Origin of the sequence: Agromyces sp. PvR057 (assembly GCF_040547485.1) — a bacterium.
Classification (GTDB): Bacteria; Actinomycetota; Actinomycetes; order Actinomycetales; family Microbacteriaceae; genus Agromyces.
Genome location: NZ_JBEPPT010000001.1, coordinates 1,115,256 through 1,135,602, shown reverse-complemented (window position 1 = coordinate 1,135,602; position 20,347 = coordinate 1,115,256). Strand labels below are relative to the sequence as shown.

The 20,347-nt window shown below is 70.5% G+C and carries 21 protein-coding genes and 1 tRNA gene; 8 read left to right on the top strand and 14 right to left on the bottom strand.

Annotation, left to right across the window (positions count from 1 at the left end):
• Positions 1 to 44: 44 nt before the first annotated feature.
• Positions 45 to 461: an arsenate reductase ArsC gene (locus ABIC29_RS05070; RefSeq protein WP_116081118.1), complete on the top strand. Its 417-nt coding sequence runs from the start codon at positions 45 to 47 to the stop codon at positions 459 to 461.
• A gap of 44 nt (positions 462 to 505) precedes the next feature.
• On the opposite strand, the gene ABIC29_RS05065 is transcribed toward ABIC29_RS05070, so the two are convergent.
• Both ABIC29_RS05065 and ABIC29_RS05060 read right to left on the bottom strand, forming a co-directional pair.
• Positions 506 to 577, bottom strand: a tRNA-Arg gene (locus ABIC29_RS05065).
• 26 nt (positions 578 to 603) lie between these two features.
• Positions 604 to 1,179: a hypothetical protein gene (locus ABIC29_RS05060; RefSeq protein ID WP_354243280.1), complete on the bottom strand. Its 576-nt coding sequence runs from the start codon at positions 1,177 to 1,179 to the stop codon at positions 604 to 606.
• A 147-nt stretch (positions 1,180 to 1,326) separates the two neighbouring features.
• On the opposite strand from ABIC29_RS05060, the gene ABIC29_RS05055 reads away from it, so the two are divergent.
• The gene (locus ABIC29_RS05055) at positions 1,327 to 2,364 is read left to right on the top strand and encodes a lactonase family protein (protein ID WP_354243277.1); all 1,038 of its coding nucleotides are present in this window, start codon (positions 1,327 to 1,329) and stop codon (positions 2,362 to 2,364) included.
• Positions 2,365 to 2,718: 354 nt separating this feature from the next.
• Here the strand turns inward: ABIC29_RS05055 and ABIC29_RS05050 are convergent, their stop codons facing one another.
• The 7 genes from ABIC29_RS05050 to ABIC29_RS05020 form a co-directional block, all read right to left on the bottom strand.
• A complete protein-coding gene (locus ABIC29_RS05050; RefSeq protein ID WP_116081115.1) occupies positions 2,719 to 3,642 on the bottom strand; it encodes a CHAP domain-containing protein in 924 nt (307 codons plus the stop codon).
• Positions 3,643 to 3,773: 131 nt separating this feature from the next.
• Positions 3,774 to 5,123, bottom strand: coding sequence for a M20/M25/M40 family metallo-hydrolase (locus ABIC29_RS05045; protein WP_116081114.1), 1,350 nt, complete (start codon positions 5,121 to 5,123; stop codon positions 3,774 to 3,776).
• A gap of 64 nt (positions 5,124 to 5,187) precedes the next feature.
• The gene (locus ABIC29_RS05040) at positions 5,188 to 6,618 is read right to left on the bottom strand and encodes an anaerobic C4-dicarboxylate transporter (RefSeq protein ID WP_116081113.1); all 1,431 of its coding nucleotides are present in this window, start codon (positions 6,616 to 6,618) and stop codon (positions 5,188 to 5,190) included.
• A 127-nt stretch (positions 6,619 to 6,745) separates the two neighbouring features.
• Positions 6,746 to 7,153 carry a DUF7144 family membrane protein gene (locus ABIC29_RS05035; RefSeq protein WP_116081112.1) on the bottom strand — a complete coding sequence of 136 codons (408 nt, stop codon included), beginning with the start codon at positions 7,151 to 7,153 and terminating at the stop codon, positions 6,746 to 6,748.
• Between the two features lie 168 nt (positions 7,154 to 7,321).
• Positions 7,322 to 7,819: an HNH endonuclease gene (locus ABIC29_RS05030; RefSeq protein WP_055856330.1), complete on the bottom strand. Its 498-nt coding sequence runs from the start codon at positions 7,817 to 7,819 to the stop codon at positions 7,322 to 7,324.
• Positions 7,820 to 8,191: 372 nt separating this feature from the next.
• A complete protein-coding gene (locus ABIC29_RS05025; RefSeq protein ID WP_116082405.1) occupies positions 8,192 to 8,884 on the bottom strand; it encodes a C40 family peptidase in 693 nt (230 codons plus the stop codon).
• Between the two features lie 409 nt (positions 8,885 to 9,293).
• The gene (locus ABIC29_RS05020) at positions 9,294 to 9,986 is read right to left on the bottom strand and encodes an iron-dependent transcriptional repressor DtxR (protein WP_116082402.1); all 693 of its coding nucleotides are present in this window, start codon (positions 9,984 to 9,986) and stop codon (positions 9,294 to 9,296) included.
• A 70-nt stretch (positions 9,987 to 10,056) separates the two neighbouring features.
• On the opposite strand from ABIC29_RS05020, the gene serC reads away from it, so the two are divergent.
• Positions 10,057 to 11,172, top strand: a complete 1,116-nt coding sequence (gene serC, locus ABIC29_RS05015) for a phosphoserine transaminase (protein ID WP_116081111.1) — start codon at positions 10,057 to 10,059, stop codon at positions 11,170 to 11,172.
• Between the two features lie 5 nt (positions 11,173 to 11,177).
• Positions 11,178 to 11,444, top strand: a complete 267-nt coding sequence (locus ABIC29_RS05010) for a DUF2530 domain-containing protein (RefSeq protein WP_116081110.1) — start codon at positions 11,178 to 11,180, stop codon at positions 11,442 to 11,444.
• Here the strand turns inward: ABIC29_RS05010 and ABIC29_RS05005 are convergent.
• Together ABIC29_RS05005 and ABIC29_RS05000 are read right to left on the bottom strand one after the other, a co-directional pair.
• Positions 11,420 to 12,259 (bottom strand): DUF3027 domain-containing protein, encoded by an 840-nt coding sequence (locus tag ABIC29_RS05005; protein WP_116081109.1) that lies wholly within the window; start codon positions 12,257 to 12,259, stop codon positions 11,420 to 11,422. The genes ABIC29_RS05010 and ABIC29_RS05005 overlap by 25 nt on opposite strands.
• A complete protein-coding gene (locus ABIC29_RS05000) occupies positions 12,252 to 12,632 on the bottom strand; it encodes a cold-shock protein (protein WP_092964766.1) in 381 nt (126 codons plus the stop codon). Before ABIC29_RS05000 ends, ABIC29_RS05005 begins: the two co-directional genes overlap by 8 nt.
• Before the next feature lie 110 nt (positions 12,633 to 12,742).
• Between ABIC29_RS05000 and ABIC29_RS04995 the strand changes: the two genes are divergently transcribed.
• The 3 genes from ABIC29_RS04995 to ABIC29_RS04985 all read left to right on the top strand — a co-directional run bounded on the left by ABIC29_RS04995 (position 12,743) and on the right by ABIC29_RS04985 (position 16,615).
• Positions 12,743 to 13,018 (top strand): multidrug ABC transporter ATPase, encoded by a 276-nt coding sequence (locus ABIC29_RS04995; RefSeq protein ID WP_147309128.1) that lies wholly within the window; start codon positions 12,743 to 12,745, stop codon positions 13,016 to 13,018.
• A gap of 9 nt (positions 13,019 to 13,027) precedes the next feature.
• Positions 13,028 to 14,896: a helicase-associated domain-containing protein gene (locus tag ABIC29_RS04990; protein ID WP_354243269.1), complete on the top strand. Its 1,869-nt coding sequence runs from the start codon at positions 13,028 to 13,030 to the stop codon at positions 14,894 to 14,896.
• A gap of 75 nt (positions 14,897 to 14,971) precedes the next feature.
• On the top strand, positions 14,972 to 16,615 hold the full coding sequence (locus ABIC29_RS04985; RefSeq protein WP_116081106.1) for a DNA repair helicase XPB: 1,644 nt from the start codon (positions 14,972 to 14,974) through the stop codon (positions 16,613 to 16,615).
• Positions 16,616 to 16,624: 9 nt separating this feature from the next.
• On the opposite strand, the gene ABIC29_RS04980 is transcribed toward ABIC29_RS04985, so the two are convergent.
• The 3 genes from ABIC29_RS04980 to ABIC29_RS04970 are packed head-to-tail and all read right to left on the bottom strand — an operon-like array spanning position 16,625 to position 19,517.
• Positions 16,625 to 17,353: a pyrimidine reductase family protein gene (locus tag ABIC29_RS04980; RefSeq protein WP_354243266.1), complete on the bottom strand. Its 729-nt coding sequence runs from the start codon at positions 17,351 to 17,353 to the stop codon at positions 16,625 to 16,627.
• A complete protein-coding gene (folP, locus tag ABIC29_RS04975; protein WP_354243263.1) occupies positions 17,350 to 18,204 on the bottom strand; it encodes a dihydropteroate synthase in 855 nt (284 codons plus the stop codon). Before folP ends, ABIC29_RS04980 begins: the two co-directional genes overlap by 4 nt.
• A gap of 50 nt (positions 18,205 to 18,254) precedes the next feature.
• Positions 18,255 to 19,517 (bottom strand): NAD(P)/FAD-dependent oxidoreductase, encoded by a 1,263-nt coding sequence (locus ABIC29_RS04970; protein WP_354243260.1) that lies wholly within the window; start codon positions 19,515 to 19,517, stop codon positions 18,255 to 18,257.
• A 112-nt stretch (positions 19,518 to 19,629) separates the two neighbouring features.
• Between ABIC29_RS04970 and ABIC29_RS04965 the strand changes: the two genes are divergently transcribed.
• Positions 19,630 to 20,328, top strand: coding sequence for a response regulator transcription factor (locus ABIC29_RS04965; protein ID WP_055860832.1), 699 nt, complete (start codon positions 19,630 to 19,632; stop codon positions 20,326 to 20,328).
• Positions 20,329 to 20,347: the final 19 nt, after the last annotated feature.

Genomic DNA, 20,347 nt, shown 5'->3' with positions numbered 1-20,347 from the left:
GGCCGGCGGCACCGGTTCCATCGACGGCTGTCTATCCTTTGAGTATGAGCGTTGATCGTCGCCCCACCGTCCTGTTCGTCTGCGTCCACAACGCCGGCCGCTCCCAGATGGCCGCCGGATACCTGCGCGCCCTCTCCGACGGGCGCGTGGAGGTGCTCAGCGCGGGATCCGAGCCACGGGACCAGATCAACCCCGTCGCCGTGCAGGCGATGGCCGAGGAGGGCATCGACATCGCCGACCAGGTGCCCAAGATCCTCACCGTCGACGCCGTACAGGAATCCGATGCGGTCATCACCATGGGCTGCGGCGACACGTGCCCGATCTTCCCCGGCAAGCGCTACGAGGACTGGGAGCTCGAGGACCCGGCCGGCAAGGACCTCGACACCGTGCGGCGCGTTCGCGACGACATCAGGGGCCGCGTCACGGCGTTGCTCGCCGAGCTGCTGCCGACATCGGTCTGACGATCGCGCCGCTCGATCCATCGGATCGGATCGCACCGCACCGGTGCCCCTGGAGGGACTCGAACCCCCAACCCTTTCCTTAGGACGGAACTGCTCTTCCATTGAGCTACAGAGGCTGACCGCAAAAGCCTACCCGAGTCGATCAATCCGCCGAACCGTCGGGGTCGGCGTGCACGCATCCGGGCGGGTTCGAGTTGCCGCTCAACTCGAAGTCCTCGCAGGTGAGGAACGCCGCCTGGTTCGCGCCGAGCACGAAGCTGACGACCGCGATGCCGGCGATCGCGCCGATGCCGACGGCCACGGCGCCGCGCGAGAGCCCCGCGCCGAGATCGGGCCAGAAGATGGCGGCCAGCACCCAGAGCGTGAACGGGATGCCGACGAGGGCTACGACCAGTGCGAGCAGGTCGATCAACCCCATCACGACGTCGTCGTCGCCCGAATCGGGCACGAACGAGAGCACCAGCCAGAGGCTCGGCACCGACAACGCGATGAGCCGGCGAACGCGATGCCGGAACGGCCGCGGCTGGAACGCCACCACGACGAACGCGGCGGTCGACGCGACCCACACCATCAGGTTCTGGTCGAAGAAGAGCACGCCCCACGCGCCGAGGGTGAACGCGGGCCACCAGACCGACAGGCTCGCGGCGACGACGACGACGCCGTGCATCGGCCGGCGTGCGCCTCGCGCATCCGCGGATGTCCCGACCTGCCCGCTCATCTGCACCCCCGCACGCCATTGTGCCGAGCGCCGGCCTCCGGCGCACGGCGACGCGCTGACCTCGCCGCTCGCGGTAGCCTTTCCGACGGCCTTCCAACGCGGACGGCATCCGAGCACCCGCGAGCAGGCCATGACGATCGGAGAACGATGAGCGGCGACGGCACGAGGTTCTGGGTCGGCGCGTCGACGGTCGGCGCACTCGGGTCGCCGGCCCGCGGCATCCGACCTCTCGATGTCGCGACCGACGGCACGACGACGCTGGGCGACCCGGTCGAGGTTGGTGAGAACCCCATGTTCCTCGCGGTCTCCCCCTCGGGCGTGCTCGGCATCGTGCACGAGCTCACGGCCGGCCTCGTCTCGACGTGGACCATCGACGGCGACACCGTGCGCCCGTTCGGCGGCGTCGGCGGCACCGGCTCGGCCGACCCCTGCCACATCGCCTTCGACGCGAGCGGCGCATGGGCGTTCGCCGCCAACTACTCGGGCGGCCGGGTCACGGCGCATCGCATGGTTCCGGATGCCGCAGCCGACGCCGAGCTCTTCACCGAGTTCAGCGGCACAGGGCCCGACACCTCGCGGCAGGAGTCCTCGCACCCGCACCAGGTCGTGCTCGACGAGGCCCGTGCGCGCCTCCTCGTCCCCGACCTCGGATCCGACCGCATCCGCATCGTCGGGCTCGACGGACTGCCCGGCGCGCTCCACGGCGCCGACGAGACGCCGGACATCGTGATGCACGCCGGCGCAGGCCCGCGCCATCTCGTGGTGCTCGGCGACGTCGCGATCGTCGCGAACGAGCTGGATCGCACGGCGAGCGTGGTCGACCTCGTCGAAGGACGCGAGCTCGCGTCCTTCCCGGTCGACGAACGGGTGGCGCCGCGCGGGCTCGGGCTCTCGGCCATCCGTGCGACCCGCGCCGGAACCGTGCTCGTCGGCGACCGCGATGCCGATGCGCTGGTCGCCCTCCGATTCGATGCCGACGCGCGCACGCTCGAGCGGGTCGCCTCGGTGCCGACCGGCGGACGTCACCCGCGCGACCTGCACGTCACGCGTGATGAGCGGTTCGCACTCGTCGCCGATCAGGCGTCGGACTCGATCGCCGTCGTCGAACTCGAGGCCGGCGTGCCGACGCGCGTCGTCTCGACGATCGCCACGCCCGCGCCCGGCTGCCTGGCGCGACTGCCCTGACGCGCGCCCGACGGGGAGGGCGAGCGGCTCAGTTGTAGCCGAGCACCACGATGGCGGAGGTCGTCGGCGAGAGCTCGTCGAGGAACGCACTCTCCTCGAGTCGCGTTTCGTCCGAAGGTTGCGTCATCGCGGTCACCTGCCTCTGCGTGGGATGGTTCACCACGGTACGGGAGCCTGCGGCGGAGTTCACTGTCCGCGTCGTCCAACGTTGCAGGCATTCTTCGCCAGAATGTCACAGTCGACCGACCGGCGACGCAGGACGGTGCTCCGGCAACTGCCGCAGCCCGCGGATCGCCGGACGCCGTCGTCGAACACCGGGGCGGAACACCGAGCCCGATCGACCGGCCGCAGGGCTCAGCCCGGCGGGTACAGGTACAGCGCGGAGGCCTTGGCGATCGTGCGCCGATGGTACGAGTGATCGGAGTTCTGGTTGTACTCCTCGATGTTCACCGTGCCGTCGTCGTTGATCGACTGCACATAGGCGACATGGTTGTACGGGAACCAGGCGACGGCGCCGACGACCGGCTCGCTGCTGGTCGGCCAGCCGTGCGCGGCCCATTCGTCGGCCCACGCATAGGCGCTGCCCGCGGCGAGGTTCGACCAGTCCCACTTCCAAGGGGCGCTCGTGACGCCGGCGTCGCGGTTCAGCCGCCACGCGACGAAGTCGACGCACTCGCGGTAGTAGTAGCGGAGCGGCGACAGCCCTCCGCCGTAGTCATCGGGAACCTGATCCCACCAGGGGTAGTCGTCGCCCTCGGCCTTGACGGTGTAGATGGCGTAGCTGCCCGACCCGCGCGAGGCGAGTTCGGCGGCCCAGGCGGCCTGCGCCGCCTCCTCGGCCGAGAGCGCGGCCTCGTCGATCTGCTGCTTCGTGGTGACGGCGTAGGCGTCGGACGAGATCGGGGCGCCGCTGGCCACGGCGGAGACGTCGAGATCCTGCGCCTCAGCGACGGCGAAGCTGAAGGCACCGCCCGGCTGGAACGCATCGCCGCCGGGCATGAACGCATAGGCGGGCACCGCGACGGTGCCGAAGATCGCCGGCACCACGAGCAGCGTCGCGAACACGCGCACAGGGCCGGTTCGACGCACGTTCGCGGGCTTGCGGATCGCGCTCGGCCCCGTCGGGGCACCGGCCGGGTTGTTCGGAATCGGGGCGGATGCCGCGGCCTTGCGCCGACCGGCACGCGGCGCCGAGCGGGCTCCGCCGCGCGAACGGCCGGCGGACTCAGCCGCGCGCCGCTGCGAGCGCGACGGCTGCTCGGCGTGGTCTTCGTGCAAAGTCGATCCTCCGGACACCGCCCGGCCGCGGTGCGGCCCGGTTCGGGTAGATGTACGTCATCGCCGGTCGGGTGCTCCGGAGACTCGTTCCACCTTAGGGCACCGCGCGGCCGAAGTCACCCGACACGCGATCACTGCCCTGCGGTCTCGGCGAGCTTCGTGATGAACAGGGTCTGCGCGGCGATCATGCGCTCGATCTCGCCCGGGTCGACGGACTCGTCCGAGGCGTGGATCCGGGACTGCGCGGTGTCCTCGGCACCCCAGAGGATGATCGCCCCTTCGGGCGCGATCTTCTGCAGGGAGGCCACGAGGGGGATCGACGCGCCGCTGCCGATCGACTCGACGGCTCCCCCGTACGCCTCCTCCAGCGCGGCCGCGGCGGCGACGATCGCGGGGTGGCTCTCGTCGACGGCGAACGGCTGCCCGACCTTGACCTTCGTCACCTCGACCTCGCAGTTCCAGGGCCGCTGCGCCCTGAGGTGCGCCATGAGCGCGTCGAGCTGGGCGTCGCCGTCGGATCCGGGGACGATGCGCATCGAGAGCTTGGCGGTCACCTCGGGCAGGAGCACGTTCGACGCCTCGGCGGTGTTCGGCAGGTCCATGCCGAGCACGGTCACCGACGGCTTCATCCAGATGCGGTCGGAGAGCGAGCCGGTGCCGAGGAACTCGACACCGGGGAGGATCGCGGAGCCGTCGCGGTAGACCTGCTCGTCCATGTCCGCTCCGCCCCACTTACCGCTCTCGACGCCGGGGATCACGGTGTCGCCGTGCTCGTCGTGCAGCGAGTCGAGCACGCGGATCATCGCGGTCATGGCGTCGGGGGCTGCGCCGCCGAACATGCCGGAGTGCACCGGGTTGGCGAGGGTGCGCACCGTGACCGTGCAGGCGACATCGCCGCGGAGGGCGGTCGTCAGGCCCGCCCGGCCGACGCGCTGCGGTCCGATGTCGCCGATGACGTAGGCGTCGGCGGCGAAGAGGTCGGGATTGGCCTCCACGAAGGCCTCGAGGTGGGAGATCGTCTCCTCCTCGCCCTCGACGAGGATCTTCACCCGGCAGGGCCGGTCGGGGCCGAGCAGCTTCAGCGTGCCGTAGTGGATCACGAGGCCCGACTTGTCGTCGGCCGCCCCGCGCCCGTAGATGCGGCCGTCCTCCTTGGTGACGGGCTCGAACGGCTCGCTCGACCAGCCCTGGCTCTTCGGCGCCGGCTGCACGTCGTAGTGCGCGTAGAGCAGCACCGTGGGCGATCCCTCTGGGCCGGGCAGGTCCGCGTAGACGCACGGGTACCCGTCGGGAACGTCGAGGAGCTTCACGCCGGTGGCCCCGGCCGCCTCGAAGAGGTCCACGACGGCCGCGCCCATCGCGTGCACCGGCTCCGGGTCGAAGCCCGGGAAGGCGACCGACGGGATCCGCACGAGCGCCTCGAGACGCTCGATCACCTCGGGCATGAGCTGGGCCGCGGCAGCGGAGAGTTCTTCGGACATGGGGTTCCTCCTCGTCGGATGAGCGTGCGTCGTTCGCTGCCGAACGCGTCGGCGCGAGATCGGATCAGGCGGGCACGACCAGCTGGATGAGCAGGCCGGCGAGCACGACCGCGATCCACGACACGAGCATCGGGATGGTGAACGAGTGCCAGACGGGCACCTGCGTCAGCTTGGTGGACCCGGTCAGGTCGGTCTCGACGGCGGCGATCTGGGAGCCGTTCGCCGGGAACAGCCAGACGCCGATGAGCGACGGCCACATCGCCGTGATGACGCCGGGGGCGAGACCTGCGGCAAGTGCGATCGGGATCATCGTGTTCGTCGTCGCCGACTGGCTGGTCGTCAGGCCGCAGACGATGAAGAGGGCGACCGCGAGCAGCAGCGGGTTGGACTCGATCATCGCGCCGAGCGGCTCGATGATCGTCTCCTCGTTCGCCGCGATGAAGGTGTCGGCCATCCACGCGATTCCGAAGAGGGCCACCGCGGCGACGAAGCCCGCCTTGAGCAGCGGCTGCTCGACGACCAGCGAGGGCTTCACCTTGCGGACGAGGATGATCACGAGCGCCACGGTGAACATGATCATCTCGATGACGGTCGACATGCCGATCGGCACGAGCTCGCCCTCTTCGTCGGGGAAGGCCGGACGGAGCGAGGGGAACAGGCCGAACAGGACGATGAGCAGGGTGCCGGACACGAAGATCCAGGCCGAGACCGCACCTCCCGGCGGCACCGGGTGCTCGATGGGCGCCGGACGCTTCGCCGCGCCTTCCGATGCACCGCCGCCGGTGGCGGTGAGGGTCGCGGTCGCACCGCCGCCGACCTTCGCCTCGTAGCGCTGCTGCAATGCGGCCGGGACCTCGACGGTGCCCGCCTTGACCCGCTTCAGGAACTCGGGGTCGTCGAGGAGGTCCTTTCCGAGTCGCTGCTGCACGAACGACGTCACGATGCAGGCGACGATCGCGGCCGGGACCGTGATGAGGAGGATCTGCGGCAGTCCGTACCCGGTACCGTCCATCAGCACCAGGTAGGCGGCCATGGCCGCCGACACGGGGCTGGCCGTGATGCCGAGTCCGGACGTCACCGTCGACGCCGCGAGGGCCCGTTCAGGTCGCTGCCCGTTGCGGTAGGACGTCTCGTAGATCACGGGAATCAGGGCGAAGAAGATGTTCGACGTGCCCGAGAGCACCGTGAACACGAACGCGACGAGGGGCGCCACGTAGGTGAGGCGCTTCGGGTTGCGCTGGATGATCTTCGACGCGATCGAGACGAGGTAGTCGATGCCGCCGGCCGCCTGCATCGCCGACGACGCCGTGATCACGGCGATGATGATGAAGAAGGCGTCGATCGGGATGGAGCCGGGCGGCAGGTTGAACCCGAAGACCAGGATCACGGTGCCGACGACGCCCCAGAGCCCGAGGCCCAGGCCGCCGGTGCGGACGCCCATGGCGATGGCACCGACGACGACGACGGCCTGGAGTACGACCAGGAAGATCTCCACTGCTACCAACCCCCAACGAACGGCGGAACCGATGAGACTGCCACTGCTGCGACGGACGAGGACCCGGCGGATGCGGAGTCCCCGTCGTGCCGTCCGCCGCACGGGCGGCGGACGGCACTGCGGATCATCACTCCCCGGTCGACTGCAGTTCGCGCCCGTGAGCCGTGATCGCGTAGATGATGAGCACGTCGATGGCGATGACGATGAGCGCCCACCAGGGCTGCGCGGGAACGAGGAGCAGCTGCCCGATGGCGCTGAGGATGGCGGCGATGATGGCGACGACGCGCGCCCAGGTCGCACCGGAGAACAGCGCGAAACCGGTCAGGGTCAGCACCACGCCGATGATGAGGTTCCACCATCCCCACCCGGTGAGGTCGAACAGGAACAGCGTCCCGTCGCCGACCGCGTAGTAGTAGTTGGATCCGATCAGGGCGATGGCCCCTTGGATGATGCTGAAGAGACCGCTCAGGATGAGGATGAATGCGGCGAAGCCGACCCACCCGACCCAACCGCTCAACTGCCGTGACTCAGCCATGACGAATACCGCCCATCTGCGATACGTACCGCCCACAGCCCCTGCGGTGCGGATGCCCCCGATCGAAATCTCGATCTTGAGCCGAGTATGGCGCTCGCGATCGCCGGTGGTCAACATCCGGCTTCGCGTGTCGTCAGCGGGTCGGGCCCCAGGCGGCCGGGTCCGTGTTCAGGCCGCGGTCGAGAGGTACTCGTCCCACTGCGGGAGGGTGCGCTCGAACCCGCGCACGACCCAGCTGCGGCCGTGGGGCATGCGCGGCGTGAACCGCAGCTCCCAGCCCATCTCGGCGGGCGTGTGGTCGCTCTTGATGTTGTTGCAGCGCAGACAGCAGGCGACGAGGTTCTCCCAGGTGTCGCGCCCGCCGCGCGAGCGCGGCAGCACGTGGTCGATCGTCGCGGCCGACCGCCCGCAGTAGGCGCATCGGTGCTCGTCGCGGCGGAGCACCCCGCGACGACTCACGGGCACGGCGTGCACGCGCGGCGTGCGGACGTATCTCGTGAGGATGATCACGCTTGGTCTCTGCCACGACCCGCTCGCCGCGCAGACGGGATTGCCCTCGTCATGCTGGATCACGGTCGCCTTCTGGTTCATGACCAGCAGCAGGGCTCGCTTGAACGAGATGACGGCCAGGGGCTCATAGCCCGCGTTGAGCACGAGGGTGCGCATGGAGTGCCTTTCGATCGGGGCTGGATGGCTTCCAGCCGCGTGAACGGGTCGACGCTCCGACGGCGCTGCGGCCGCTCGATGGCACGGGTGGGACGGATGCCGCTCGCCGCCGTGACCGGCCCCGAAAACGCAGAACGGGCACCGTCATGAAGACAGTGCCCGTCGAAACGTCGGCTCGTGCGGTACTCGGCTGACTACTGCGCCGTTGGTGGAATTGCGCGCGCGCATCCGTGGAATGGATGCTGCACGTGCGAACCATCGGCGTTCCCCTCGCCCGGATCTCGGATCGTCAGGCCTTCAGGCTACGGCATGAACGCCGCGGAGGGGCATCCTCCGCGGCGCTCGGCACCCGTGTCACCCGATGTTCACCGATCAGATGCCGATGCGGACGATCGTGTAGTCGCTCGTCCAGATCGGCTGCACGCGCACCGAGGCGCCCTCGTAGGGAGCGTGCAGGATCATGCCGTTGCCGGCGTAGAAGCCATCGTGGCCCGGCATGATCACGAGGTCGCCCGGCCGTGCGTCGGCCTCGGAGATCACGGTGCCCATGGCGCCCTGTCCGGCGGAGGAATGGGGCATGGCCACGCCGAACTGGGCGTAGACGTACATGACGAACCCGGAGCAGTCGAAGCCGGCGGGCGTGGCGCCGCCGTAGACGTACGGGGTGCCGATGTACTGCGTCGCGACGCTGTACACGCTGCCGAGGTCGAAGCTCGGGTAGGGCGGGTTCGCGAGGAAGTCGCCGACCGACGGGCCGGCGTACGATGCGGCGTACGAGGTCATCGCGGTCTGGGCGGCAACGCGGGCGGCCTCGGCCGCCGCAGCGGCCTCATCGGCCCGGCGCTTCGCGTCGGCGGCCGCCGCGATCTCCTCGGCCGTCACGGCGGCGAAGGCGTCCTTCGTGACCGGCGCGGCGATGACGTCGTCGGCGACCTCGACCGACTGGGCCTGCGCCTTGGTCATCCTGGTCTCGGCGCTCGTCGCGAACTGCGGTCCCGTGCTGCCCGGCGCGAACGCGTAGGCGGGGATCGCGATGGTTCCGACGATGCCGGCGGCGATCGTCATGACGGCGACGTTGGCGACGCCCCCGCGACGGAGGCGACGCGTGGACGGGAGTGGTCGCGCGGCGACGGCCGCATCGACGGTGGGCTTGGGTTCGGGGCTGACGCGCTGGACGACGACCTTCGAGGCGGCGCCCCGCTTCGGTGACGTGAAACGGCGGCGTGGGGTGAATCGAGCCAAATCGGGTTTCCTCCACCGCCCCACGGAGTCGGGCTCCGTCTCACCTGGTGCGCTCGAGGCGCGTCTTCGTCCTGAACCGGGCGGTGAGTGCCGAGAGGCGAACCTGATTCTGGTCCCGACGACCGGCTTCGTGCCGTCGGACTCGACCGAGAATACGCGAGGGTTGCTTGAATGTCACATTCCGATCACGGTTTGCCGCGATCCCTTGTGAATTCTCAGGTTCGATCGACGCTCATTCCGCGACGAAGATGTGCCCTGCGACCTCGTTCGGGAGTTCGAGCGCGCCGTCGACGCCGTCGACCTCGACCGCGACGTATGCACCGCTGCGCGTGAAGGTCGCCGTGGCGCCGGGCATGATGCCCGCCTGCTTGAGCTGGAGGAGCAGCTCGGGGTCGAACTGCACCGGTTCGCCGAGACGCCTGACCACGCCGCGGACCGCCGAATCGCGCTCGGCGATGGCATCGGTGACGCGCACCACGCCGGTCATGAACGGGTCGGCGGGTTCGAGACCCAGCTCTTCGAGGCCGGGGATCGGGTTGCCGTACGGCGACTCCTTCGGCTCGCCGAGGATCTCGATCAGACGACGCTCGACCTGCTCGCTCATGACATGCTCCCAGCGGCATGCCTCGTCGTGCACGTACTCCCATTCGAGGCCGATGACGTCGGAGAGCAGGCGTTCCGCGAGCCGGTGCTTGCGCATCACGTGCACGGCCTTGCTCCGGCCCTCGGTGGTGAGCTCGAGGTGGCGGTCGTCCGAGACGACCACGAGTCCATCGCGCTCCATGCGGGCCACCGTCTGCGAGACGGTGGGGCCCGAGTGGCCGAGTCGCTCGGAGATGCGGGCGCGAAGCGGCACGATGTGCTCTTCTTCGAGGTCGAGAATGGTTCGGAGGTACATCTCCGTCGTGTCGATGAGATCAGTCACCAGCAAGCCCTCCCTGTCGCAGCCCGTCATCAAGCCTAGCCCGCTGCGGCGGCTCGATAGACTTCCGTGCATGCCGAGCATCGTGATCCCCAGCGACCTCCTGCCCGCCGACGGACGATTCGGCTGCGGCCCCTCCAAGGTGCGCCCCGAACAGCTGGCCCACCTGGCCGCCGTCGGCCCGTCCCTGCTCGGCACCTCGCACCGGCAGGCGCCCGTGAAGAACCTCGTCGGCCGCGTGCGGTCCGGGCTCTCCGACCTCTTCACCCTGCCCGACGGCTACGAGGTCGTGCTCGGCAACGGCGGCTCGACCGCGTTCTGGGATGCCGCGGCATCCGGTCTCATCGAACGACGAGCCCAGCTGAGCTCGTTCGGCGAGTTCGGCCAGAAGTTCGCCGGCGCCGCGGCGGCGCCCTGGCTCGAGGCGCCCGACGTGCGCAAGGCCGACGCCGGCACGCGCTCGAATCCGGAGGCCGTCGACGGCGTCGACGTGTACGCGTGGCCGCACAACGAGACCTCGACGGGCGTCATGGCTCCCGTGCAGCGCGTCTCGGGCGACGAGGGTGCGCTCACGGTCATCGATGCGACGAGCGCCGCGGGCGGCGTGGCGGTCGATCCCACGCAGTTCGACGTCTACTACTTCGCGCCGCAGAAGAACTTCGCTTCCGACGGCGGCATCTGGTTCGCCCTGTTCTCGCCGGCCGCGATCGAACGCGTCGAGCGCATCGCCGCGAGCGACCGCTACATCCCCGAGTTCCTCTCGCTGAAGAACGCGGTCGACAACTCGCGCCTGAACCAGACGCTGAACACGCCCGCCCTCGCGACGCTCCTGCTCCTCGAGAACCAGCTGGAGTGGATGAACGCCTCCGGCGGCCTGAGCTGGGCCGACGCGCGCACGCGCGAGTCCTCGTCGGTGCTCTACGACTGGGCCGCGCGCACCTCGGTCGCGACCCCGTTCGTCGCGAACCCCGCCGATCGCTCGCAGGTCGTCGTCACGATCGACTTCGACGAGACGACGGATGCCGCGCGCATCGCCTCGATCCTTCGTGAGAACGGCATCGTCGACACCGAGCCCTACCGCAAGCTCGGGCGCAACCAGCTCCGCGTCGCGACCTTCACCGCGATCGAGCCCGACGACGTCCGCGCGCTGACCGCCTCGATCGACTACGTGCTCGAGCAGATCGGCTGACGTCGATGCGGCTCTGGCTCCCCGAGGCGGATCGTCGGCCAGACCCGGCGCCCGCTCGGGCGGACGCGCGCAAGGCGGTGCTCGCGGGCACCGCCCTGTGGCTGGTCGCGCTCGTGGTGTGCCTGCTGCTGCGCGACGCACTCGCGTCGTCCGGCCTGGAGTGGCTGATCTGGGCGTGCGCGGTCGGCCTCCTGATCGGCGTCGCCGCACTCGCGGTCGTCCAGGCGATCAGGCGCCGTCGCAACCGTCAGGGCGCGGGCGCCTCGTCGTGATCCTCGTCGCCGTCCTCCGACGCCTCGGCGTCGGTCGGCCCGGCGTCGGTCGTCGCCTCGGCTGACGGGTCGTCCTCGTCGAGCGCATCGATGTCGATGCCGTCGAACGCGTCGACATGCCCGCCGTCGTCGTGCTCGTCGTCGTCGTGCTCGTCGTCGTCGTGCTCGTCGTCGTCGTCGAACTCGTCGTCGCCGTCGATCTCGAGTTCCTCCGACGCGTCGTCGAAGTCGTCGTCGTGCTCGTCGGACTCGGGCTCCTCGCCTGCCTCACGAGCGGCGGCCGCGGCAACCGCCTGCGCGGCACGGTAGTCGGCGAGCCGCTCGGACCACGGCACCCACGCGGGAGCGAGCAGGGCCTGCTCACCCGGCATGAGCTGCGTCTCGACGATCGTCGGCTCATCGTCGTCGATGCGCACGATGGTGACGCTCCAGTGCCAGCCGGGGTAGCCGGAGAGGTCGGAGGCGAAGTGCAGCGTGAGCACATGCTCGTCTTCGGCGATGTGGCCGATGACGGAACCGACCGTCTCGGGCGCCGTCGTCTCGAGCAGTGCCCGGCGGGCGAGGTCGACCGAGGCGAGCAGCACCGGGTCGGGCTCGAAGATCACGGGCTCGGGCTCGGCGGCCACGGGCTCGGCGGTCTCGTCCTCGACGGCCTCCGACTCGGCGCCCGCGGGCTCCGACGCCTCGGCGGCCTCCGCCGCATCGCCCTCGGACTCGGCGACGGGCTGCGCGGAGTCGTCGAGCGGTGCGACGGGCGCGACGGAATCGGACGCCGGCTCGGCGGCATCCGTCTCGGGCTCGATGAACTCAGGCATCCAGGTCGTCAGCCACCTTGCGCAGCACGGTTGCGACCGTGCGCGCCTTGGACTTCTCGGGATAGCGGCCCCTGCGGAGGTCCGCGCCGATCGAGTCGAGCACCTTGACGACGTCTTCGACGATGATCGCCATGTCGTCGGCGGGCTTGCGGTTGATCTTCGCGAGGCTCACGGGTGCGTCGAGCACGCGCACCGAGAGCGCCTGCGCCCCGCGCTTGCCCTCGGCGACGCCGAACTCGAGTCGGCTGCCCGCGCGCACGGTCGCACCGGCGGGAAGAGCGGATGCGTGGAGGAAGACCTCCTGGCCGTCATCGGAGCTGATGAAGCCGAATCCCTTCTCCTCGTCGTAGAACTTGACCTTGCCGGTGGGCATCGTGGAAACCTCGCTCGTGTCGTGGAAGGCGCGCGGGAAGACGTGCGCCATGCAAGCACCAGTCTAGAGTCCCGGCCCCCTCGGGCGGTGCGCTGCCCTATCCTTGCAGAGTGAGCGAAACCCAGCAGTCCGGCAGCCAGCGCATCGAACGCGTCCTTGCATACATGTTCACGGGTCTCGTCATGCTGTCGATCGCCGCATTCATCGCCGTGCTCATCGCGACGATGGCCGGCGTCGCCGAGAACGACGGGTTCAGCCAGGGCGTCTGGCCCGTCGTCATCATGCTGCCGTGGTTCGGCCTGCCGCTCGCGTTCCTCCTGCTCATCGCCCTGTTCATCGTGCACGCCGTGAACCGCTCGCGCACCGCGCGCGCCCAGACGAACTGATCGGAGACGATGCTCGAACTCGCCGCACGACTCCGCTCGCTGCCCCGCACCGACCTCGAGGCGGCGCTGGCGACGCGTGAGTTCGATGCCACAGGCATCCGCGACCTCTTCGACCTCGCCGAGGTGCTGCTCGCACCCGATTCGCTCGACCACGTCATCTCGCGCCTCGACCGCCCGCGCCTCGCCGTGCTCGCGGTGACCGCGTCCCTCACCGCCGACCACACGGACACCACGATCGATGCGGTGGTCGGCGAACTCGCACGTCTCGGCGCCTCCGCCGAACTCGCCGCGGCCGTGCCCCAGTTGCTCGGCCGCCTCGCCGACTCCCTGATCATCGTGCTCGAGGAGCAGCGCGTGCACCTGCCGGTGGCGGTCGCCGGCCGCCTCGCCGTGCGCATGGAGCGCGACATCCCCGATGCCGCGGAGCTGGCCGCCCCCGCCCCGCCCGTGCTCGTCGGGGTCGACGACGTCGACCGCACCCTGCTCGATCGGCGCGCCGCCGAAGCCGCGTACGCCACGGTCGCCGCGACCGCGGAACTGCTCGCGGCCGTCGGCACCCAGCCCGCGCGCGAGCTCGCGAAGGGCGGTCTGACCCTGCCCGACTCGAAGCGGCTGGCCGAGGCGTGCGGCATCGACCTCGATGCGCTCCCCCGACTCTTCCACCGCGCCGACGAGGCAGGGCTCGTGCTGCGCGACGGCGCGTACTGGCTCGAATCCGACATCGGAGCCGAGTGGTCGCAACTGGGCTCGGCCGACCGTTGGCAGCGGCTCGCCGAGCAGTGGCTCGCCCGCATCCCACCGTCGTTGCGCGAACTCGTCGCCCGGCGCAGCGAGTCGATCTCGGCCACCGACCTGCGTGACGACGTGCGCTGGCTCTACCCGGCCGGCGGCAAGTGGCTCGACGACGGCCTCGACCGGCTCGTCGACGACGCCGAGGCGCTCGGCCTCGCGGTCTCTGGCGAACCCGTCGAGTCCGGCCGCCTCGTACTGACCGGCGAGGTGCGTCGCGCGGCGTTCGCCCTCGCCGAGCATTTCCCGGCGCAGGTCTCGAAGGTCTACGTGCAGCACGACCTCACCGTCGTCTCCCCCGGCCCGCTCCAGCCCGTGCTCGACGCGCGCCTGCGGGGCTTCGCCGACGTCGAAGGGCGCGACCTGGCCTCGACGTATCGCGTGAGCGCGGCATCCGTGAACCGGGGCCTCGCCGCGGGCGAGACGTCGGAGTCGATCCTCGAGTTCCTCGGCGGCATCTCGCTCACCGGCATCCCGCAGCCCGTCGCCTACCTCGTCGGCGAGGCCGCACGCCGATTCGGCAGCGTGCGCGTCGCCTCCGCAACCGAGGCCGATCTGCCCGCCCGCACCGTCGTGCGCTCCGACGACGACCAGCTCATCGGCACGCTCGCCGTCGACCAGACCCTGAATGCGGTCGGCCTGCGGCAGGTCGGGCCCCACCGCCTGCTCTCGCGCTTCGCGCCCGACGTGGTGTTCTGGGCGCTGGCCGATGCGCGCTATCCGGTCGCGGCCGAAGACCACGAGGGCACCATCGTGCGCCTGCACCGTCACCACCTCGCCCAGTCGCCGCCGGTCGCTCCCACGAGCGATCCGATCGCGGCACTGCTCGACAAGCTCCTCGCGAAGAACGACGACGACGCGACCGACGAGGTCGCCTGGCTCGCCCGCCAGCTCGAGGCCGCCGCACGCTCGAAGGAGACGCTCACGGTCACCGTCCGCATGCCGGGCGGAACCACGGCCGACTACCTGCTCGCACCCGCCAGCGTGGCGAACGGCCGCCTCCGGGCGCGCGATCGCAAGGCGGACATCGAGCGCACGCTGCCGCTCTCGGCGATCGCGTCCGTCGCCCCGGCGCCGTCGAACGTCTGACCGCCGCGCCGGCTCGACCGTCGATCCCGGCACGGTCGGCGGAGCACCCATGAACCGGGCGTAGACTCGTTGGCTATGTCAGACGGCCCCCTCATCGTGCAGAGCGACCGAACCGTGCTGTTGGAAGTCGCGCACCCGCTCGCAGAGGATGCGCGCCACGATCTCGCGGTCTTCGCCGAGCTCGAGCGCGCACCGGAGCACGTGCACACGTACCGCATCACGCGCCTCGGGCTCTGGAACGCGAGGGCCGCGGGCCACACGTCCGAGGACATGCTCGGCACGCTCGAGCGGTATGCGAAGTTCCCCGTGCCGCAGACGGTCTCGGTCGACATGCGCGAGACGGTGTCGAGATACGGCCGCCTCGTCGTCGACCGCACCGACGACGGCGCGCTGCGCCTGCGCTCCGACGACCTCGCGGTGCTCACCGAGGTCGCGAACGCGAAGCGCATCGCCCCGCTGCTGACCGAGCGCATCGACGACACCGGCTTCCTCGTCGAGGCCTGGGCCAGGGGTGCGCTCAAGCAGGAGCTCGTGAAGCTGGGCTGGCCGGCCGAGGACCTCGCGGGCTACACGCCGGGCACGCCGCATCCGATCGACCTCGAGGAGTCGGGCTGGCACCTGCGCGACTACCAGCAGAAAGCCGTCGACAACTTCTTCGACGGCGGCTCGGGCGTCGTCGTGCTGCCCTGCGGCGCCGGCAAGACCCTCGTCGGCGCCGGCGCGATGGCCACCGCGAAGACCACGACGCTGATCCTCGTGACGAACACCGTCTCGGCACGCCAGTGGCGCGACGAACTGCTGAAGCGCACCACCCTGACGGCCGACGAGATCGGCGAGTACTCCGGCCAGGTGAAGGAGGTCAAGCCCGTCACGATCGCGACCTACCAGATCCTCACGGCCAAGCGGAAGGGCGAGTACGCCCACCTCGCGCTCCTCGACGCGCTCGACTGGGGTCTCGTCGTCTACGACGAGGTGCACCTGCTGCCCGCACCGGTGTTCAAGCTCACGGCCGAGCTGCAGGCCAGGCGTCGCCTCGGCCTCACCGCGACCCTCGTGCGCGAGGACGGCAGAGAGGGCGACGTCTTCAGCCTCATCGGCCCCAAGCGATTCGACGCCCCCTGGAAGGAGATCGAGGCCCAGGGATTCATCTCCCCCGCGGCCTGCTACGAGGTGCGCATCGACCTGCCGCAGTCCGAGCGACTCGCGTACGCGGCATCCGCCGACGACGAGCGCTACCGCCTCGCGGCCACCGCGCCTGCGAAGCTCGAGGTCGTCAAGGAACTCGTCGCCAAGCACCGCGGCGAGCGCATCCTCGTGATCGGCCAGTACCTCGACCAGATCGACGAGCTCGCGAAGACCCTCGGCGCGCCGCAACTGACCGGCGCGACCTCCGTCGACGAGCGCGAACGACTGTTCCAGGAGTTCCGCGACGGCACGACGCAGGTGCTCGTCGTGTCGAAGGTCGCGAACTTCTCGGTCGACCTCCCCGAGGCGACGGTCGCGATCCAGGTTTCGGGTTCGTACGGTTCGCGCCAGGAGGAGGCGCAGCGACTCGGCCGCCTGCTGCGGCCCAAGGAGTCGGGCCTCACCGCCAACTTCTACACGCTGGTCGCGCGCGACACGGTCGACCAGGACTTCGCGCAGAACCGCCAGCGGTTCCTCGCCGAGCAGGGGTACAGCTACACGATCCTCGACGCGCACGCACTCGAAGCGGCCTGACGCTCGCGCTCACGCCCGCACGTAGCGCAACAGCAGCAGGTCGCCCGCGGGCAGTGCGTGCCCGAGCGTCATCGTGCGCGCCGCCTCGTGGGCGCCGCGTACGATGCGTCCGGCAGGACCGCCGACGAGCATCGGGCTGAGCGAGAGGCAGACCTCGTCGACGAGGCCGGCGTCGAGGAGCGCGCCGAACAGGTGCGGCCCGCCCTCGCAGAGCACCTGCGCGAGGCCGAGCCCCGCGAGCGCACGCTGCGCCTCGGCGAGGTCGACCCCGCCGTCGGCACCGTCGCCGCACACGAGCACGTCGGCGACCTCGGCCAGCGCAGCCCGCCGCGCCTCGTCGGCCGCCGCATGCGTGATCACGATCGGCCGCCGAACGGCATCGCGGAAGAACGGATGCCGCGGGTCGAGGTCGAGGCTCGACGAGACCACGGCGATGCGGGGATGGTCCGCGCGTCCGTGCGAGCGCCGCCACGCGACATCCGGCTCGTCGACCGCGAGACCGCCGTAGCCTTCGGCCCGCACCGTGCCCGCGCCGACGAGCACCACGTCGGCGAGGGTGCGCATGACCTGCATCGCGAGCCGATCGGCCGCGTCGCCGAGTCCGCCGCTTCGCCCGTCGATGGTGACCGCTCCGTCGATGCTCGCGACGAAGTTCATGCGGATCCGGGGCGTCGTCGCATGCGCCGTCGCGTAGGCGACGAGCAGGTGCTCGCGGTCGACGGCGGCCGGGCCGGTCACTGGTTGTGCTCCAGGAACACGGGATCGCGCCAGCCCTCGATCGCCTCGATCATGCGCATCGCGTCGACCGTCTCGCGCACGTTGTGCACGCGCACGATGCGGGCGCCGCGTAGCACGCAGTACACGGCCGCGGCGATCGATCCCTCGACGCGTTCGGCGCGCGGGCGCCCGAGGCTCTCGCCCACGAAGTCCTTGTTCGAGAGCGCGACGAGCGTCGGGTAGCCGATCGCGACGACCTCGTCGAGCCGTCGGGTGAGCTCGAGCGAGTCGAGCGTGTGCTTGTTCAGGTCGTGGCCCGGATCCACGATGATGCGATCGGATGCGACGCCCCCCGCCTCGGCCAGCGCCACCCGGGCGCGCAGGTAGTCGGCCACCTCGAGCACGACGTCGTCGTACCGCGGCGACGGGAACGGCATGCGCGGCGCCGCGAGGCTGTGCGTGATCACGACGGATGCGCCCGTCTCGGCGAGGACCGCCGCCATGCCCGGATCGCTGAGGCCAGTGGTGTCGTTGACGACGTGCGCCCCTGCGGCGATCGCCGCCCTGGCGACCTCGGCGTGGAAGGTGTCGACCGAGATGACCGCGCCCGCGTCGGCGAGTGCGGCGACCACCGGCACCACGCGGTCGATCTCCTCGGCGACGGGCACCGCGGGGCCCGGCGCGAACTTCGCGCCGCCGATGTCGATCCAGTCGGCTCCCTCGGCGATCGCCCGGCGCCCCGCGGCGACCGCGGCATCGAGCGCGTCGGTGCGGCCCCGGTCGTAGAACGAGTCGGGCGTGCGGTTCACGATCGCCATGACCGCGACCTCGCGCGCGAAGTCGAACGTGCGCGGGCCGATGGTGCGCACCATGCCGCCGACGGCAGAACCGCTCACGGCCGCCCGCGCCGAGGACGCCGCCGTCACGAGGCGTCCCCGGCGAGCGCGTCGAGCGGAACCGAGGGGTCGGCGAGCTCCTCGCGCGAGACCACCCGCCCCGACCTGATCAGCCGCTGCACCTGCTCGTTCACGTCCCACACGTTGATGTTCATGCCCGCCGCCACGCGACCGTCGGGTGCCAACCAGAACACGACGCCCTCTCGCCTCGTCTGGGGCAGGGATGCGGCCGTGAGCGGCACCTCCCCGCGCACGACGACCTCGGCCCCGGCGGCGAGCGCCCCGTAGCCCGAGTACTCCATGCCGAGGTCGTACTGATCGGTGAAGAAGTAGGGCACCTCGTCGTAGACGACCGGCTCTCCCGCAAGCACCCGCCCGGCAGCCGCGCCGCCCGCACGGGCGTTCGCCCAGTGCTCGACGCGCAGGTGCCGCTCGAGCACCGGGTTCCACACCGCGGCCACGTCGCCGGCCGCGTGGACGTCGGCGGCACTCGTGCGGAATGAGGCATCCGTCACGATGCCGTCGTCGACCCGCAGACCGGCGGATGCCGCGAGCTCGACATTCGGGATCGCGCCGATGCCGAACACCACCACGTCGGCGGCGACCTCCTCGCCCGTGCCGAGCACGGCCGCGGAGACCCTGCCGTGCTCGCCACGGAGGGCCGTGACCGCCGCGCCGCCGCGGATCGTGACGCCGTGCTGCTCGTGCAGCCCACGGAACATGCGACCGAGGCCCGTGCCGATCGCGGCCTCGAGGGGCTCGTCGCCTCGGATGACCACGGTCACCTCGTTGCCGTAGCCGCGTGCCGCGGCGGCCACCTCGAGGCCGATCCAGCCGCCGCCGACCACCACGACGCGTCGATCACCCCGACGGAGCACCGTTCGCAGTCTCGTCGAATCCGGCAGCGTGCGCAGCAGGTGCACACCGCGGAGCCCGGCGCCGGGGCCCTCGAACCGGCGCGGGCGGGCACCGGTCGCCAGCAGCACGCGGTCGTACTCGAGCGTGGAGGCCGCACCATCGGGCCCGACGACGTCGAGCGTGTGGGCGACCGGGTCGAGGGCGGACGCCCGCGTGCCGCGCCGCACGTCGATGTCGTGGCGGCGGTACCAGCGCGCATCGTGCGGGTAGACGCTGCTCGCGGCATCCGACCCGATCAGGTAGCCCTTCGAGAGCGGCGGGCGCTCGTGGGGCAGGCGGGGCTCATCGGCGACCACGACGACCTCGCCCGGGAAGCCGGCCTCGCGAAGCGAACCCACCGCTGCGGCCGCCGTCAGGCCCCCGCCGACCACGACTACTCGTTCATGTGACGCCATAGGCCAAGTGTTCCATCCGAGGATCGGATTTCACGACCCTCGAAGAATGTTCAGGAAAGTTCCAGCCGGTGCGCAGATGATGGTCAACATGAGCGATGGACCACGCATTCTCATCGTCGATGACGAGCCCAACATCCGCGACCTGCTCACCACGAGCCTCCGATTCGCCGGTTTCGCCGTGCGCGCCGTCGGCAACGGCGCACAGACGATCTCTGCGGTCCTCGAAGAGGAACCCGACCTGATCATCCTCGACGTGATGCTTCCCGACATGAACGGCTTCGGCGTCACCAAGCGCCTGCGTTCGGCGGGCTACACGGCGCCGATCCTCTTCCTCACGGCGAAGGACGACACCGAGGACAAGATCACGGGACTCACGGTCGGGGGCGACGACTACGTCACCAAGCCGTTCAGCCTCGACGAGATCGTCGCGCGCATCAAGGCCATCCTGCGCCGCACCATGCACGCCGAAGAGGACGCCGTCATCCGCACCGGCGAGCTCGTCATGGACCAGGACACGCACGAGGTGCTCGTCGGCGACGTGCCGGTCGAGCTCTCCCCCACCGAGTTCAAGCTGCTGCGGTACCTCATGCTGAACCCGAACCGCGTGCTCTCGAAGGCGCAGATCCTCGACCACGTCTGGGAGTACGACTTCAACGGCGACGCCGGCATCGTCGAGAGCTACATCTCGTACCTGCGTCGCAAGCTCGACCAGCACTCGACCGAGCCCCTGATCCAGACCAAGCGCGGGTTCGGGTACATGCTGAAGTCCTCCGCCTCCAAGCCCTGACTCAGGGTCCACCGCCTAG

Bases quoted from the DNA above. Each gene is read 5' to 3' on its own strand.
- ABIC29_RS05025 (WP_116082405.1), bottom strand. From the start codon at position 8,884: ATGACGATCGCCGCCGGCATCGTCGGAACCATCGCGATCCCCGCCTAC.
- ABIC29_RS05070 (WP_116081118.1), top strand. From the start codon at position 45: ATGAGCGTTGATCGTCGCCCCACCGTCCTGTTCGTCTGCGTCCACAAC.
- ABIC29_RS04965 (WP_055860832.1), top strand. From the start codon at position 19,630: ATGAGCGATGGACCACGCATTCTCATCGTCGATGACGAGCCCAACATC.
- ABIC29_RS05035 (WP_116081112.1), bottom strand. From the start codon at position 7,153: ATGGCTGAGTCACGGCAGTTGAGCGGTTGGGTCGGGTGGGTCGGCTTC.
- serC (WP_116081111.1), top strand. From the start codon at position 10,057: ATGCCGAGCATCGTGATCCCCAGCGACCTCCTGCCCGCCGACGGACGA.
- ABIC29_RS05010 (WP_116081110.1), top strand. From the start codon at position 11,178: ATGCGGCTCTGGCTCCCCGAGGCGGATCGTCGGCCAGACCCGGCGCCC.
- ABIC29_RS05000 (WP_092964766.1), bottom strand. From the start codon at position 12,632: ATGCCCACCGGCAAGGTCAAGTTCTACGACGAGGAGAAGGGATTCGGC.
- ABIC29_RS05005 (WP_116081109.1), bottom strand. From the start codon at position 12,259: ATGCCTGAGTTCATCGAGCCCGAGACGGATGCCGCCGAGCCGGCGTCC.
- folP (WP_354243263.1), bottom strand. From the start codon at position 18,204: ATGGTGCGCACCATCGGCCCGCGCACGTTCGACTTCGCGCGCGAGGTC.
- ABIC29_RS04985 (WP_116081106.1), top strand. From the start codon at position 14,972: ATGTCAGACGGCCCCCTCATCGTGCAGAGCGACCGAACCGTGCTGTTG.
- ABIC29_RS05055 (WP_354243277.1), top strand. From the start codon at position 1,327: ATGAGCGGCGACGGCACGAGGTTCTGGGTCGGCGCGTCGACGGTCGGC.
- ABIC29_RS05060 (WP_354243280.1), bottom strand. From the start codon at position 1,179: ATGAGCGGGCAGGTCGGGACATCCGCGGATGCGCGAGGCGCACGCCGG.
- ABIC29_RS05030 (WP_055856330.1), bottom strand. From the start codon at position 7,819: ATGCGCACCCTCGTGCTCAACGCGGGCTATGAGCCCCTGGCCGTCATC.
- ABIC29_RS04990 (WP_354243269.1), top strand. From the start codon at position 13,028: ATGCTCGAACTCGCCGCACGACTCCGCTCGCTGCCCCGCACCGACCTC.
- ABIC29_RS05045 (WP_116081114.1), bottom strand. From the start codon at position 5,123: ATGTCCGAAGAACTCTCCGCTGCCGCGGCCCAGCTCATGCCCGAGGTG.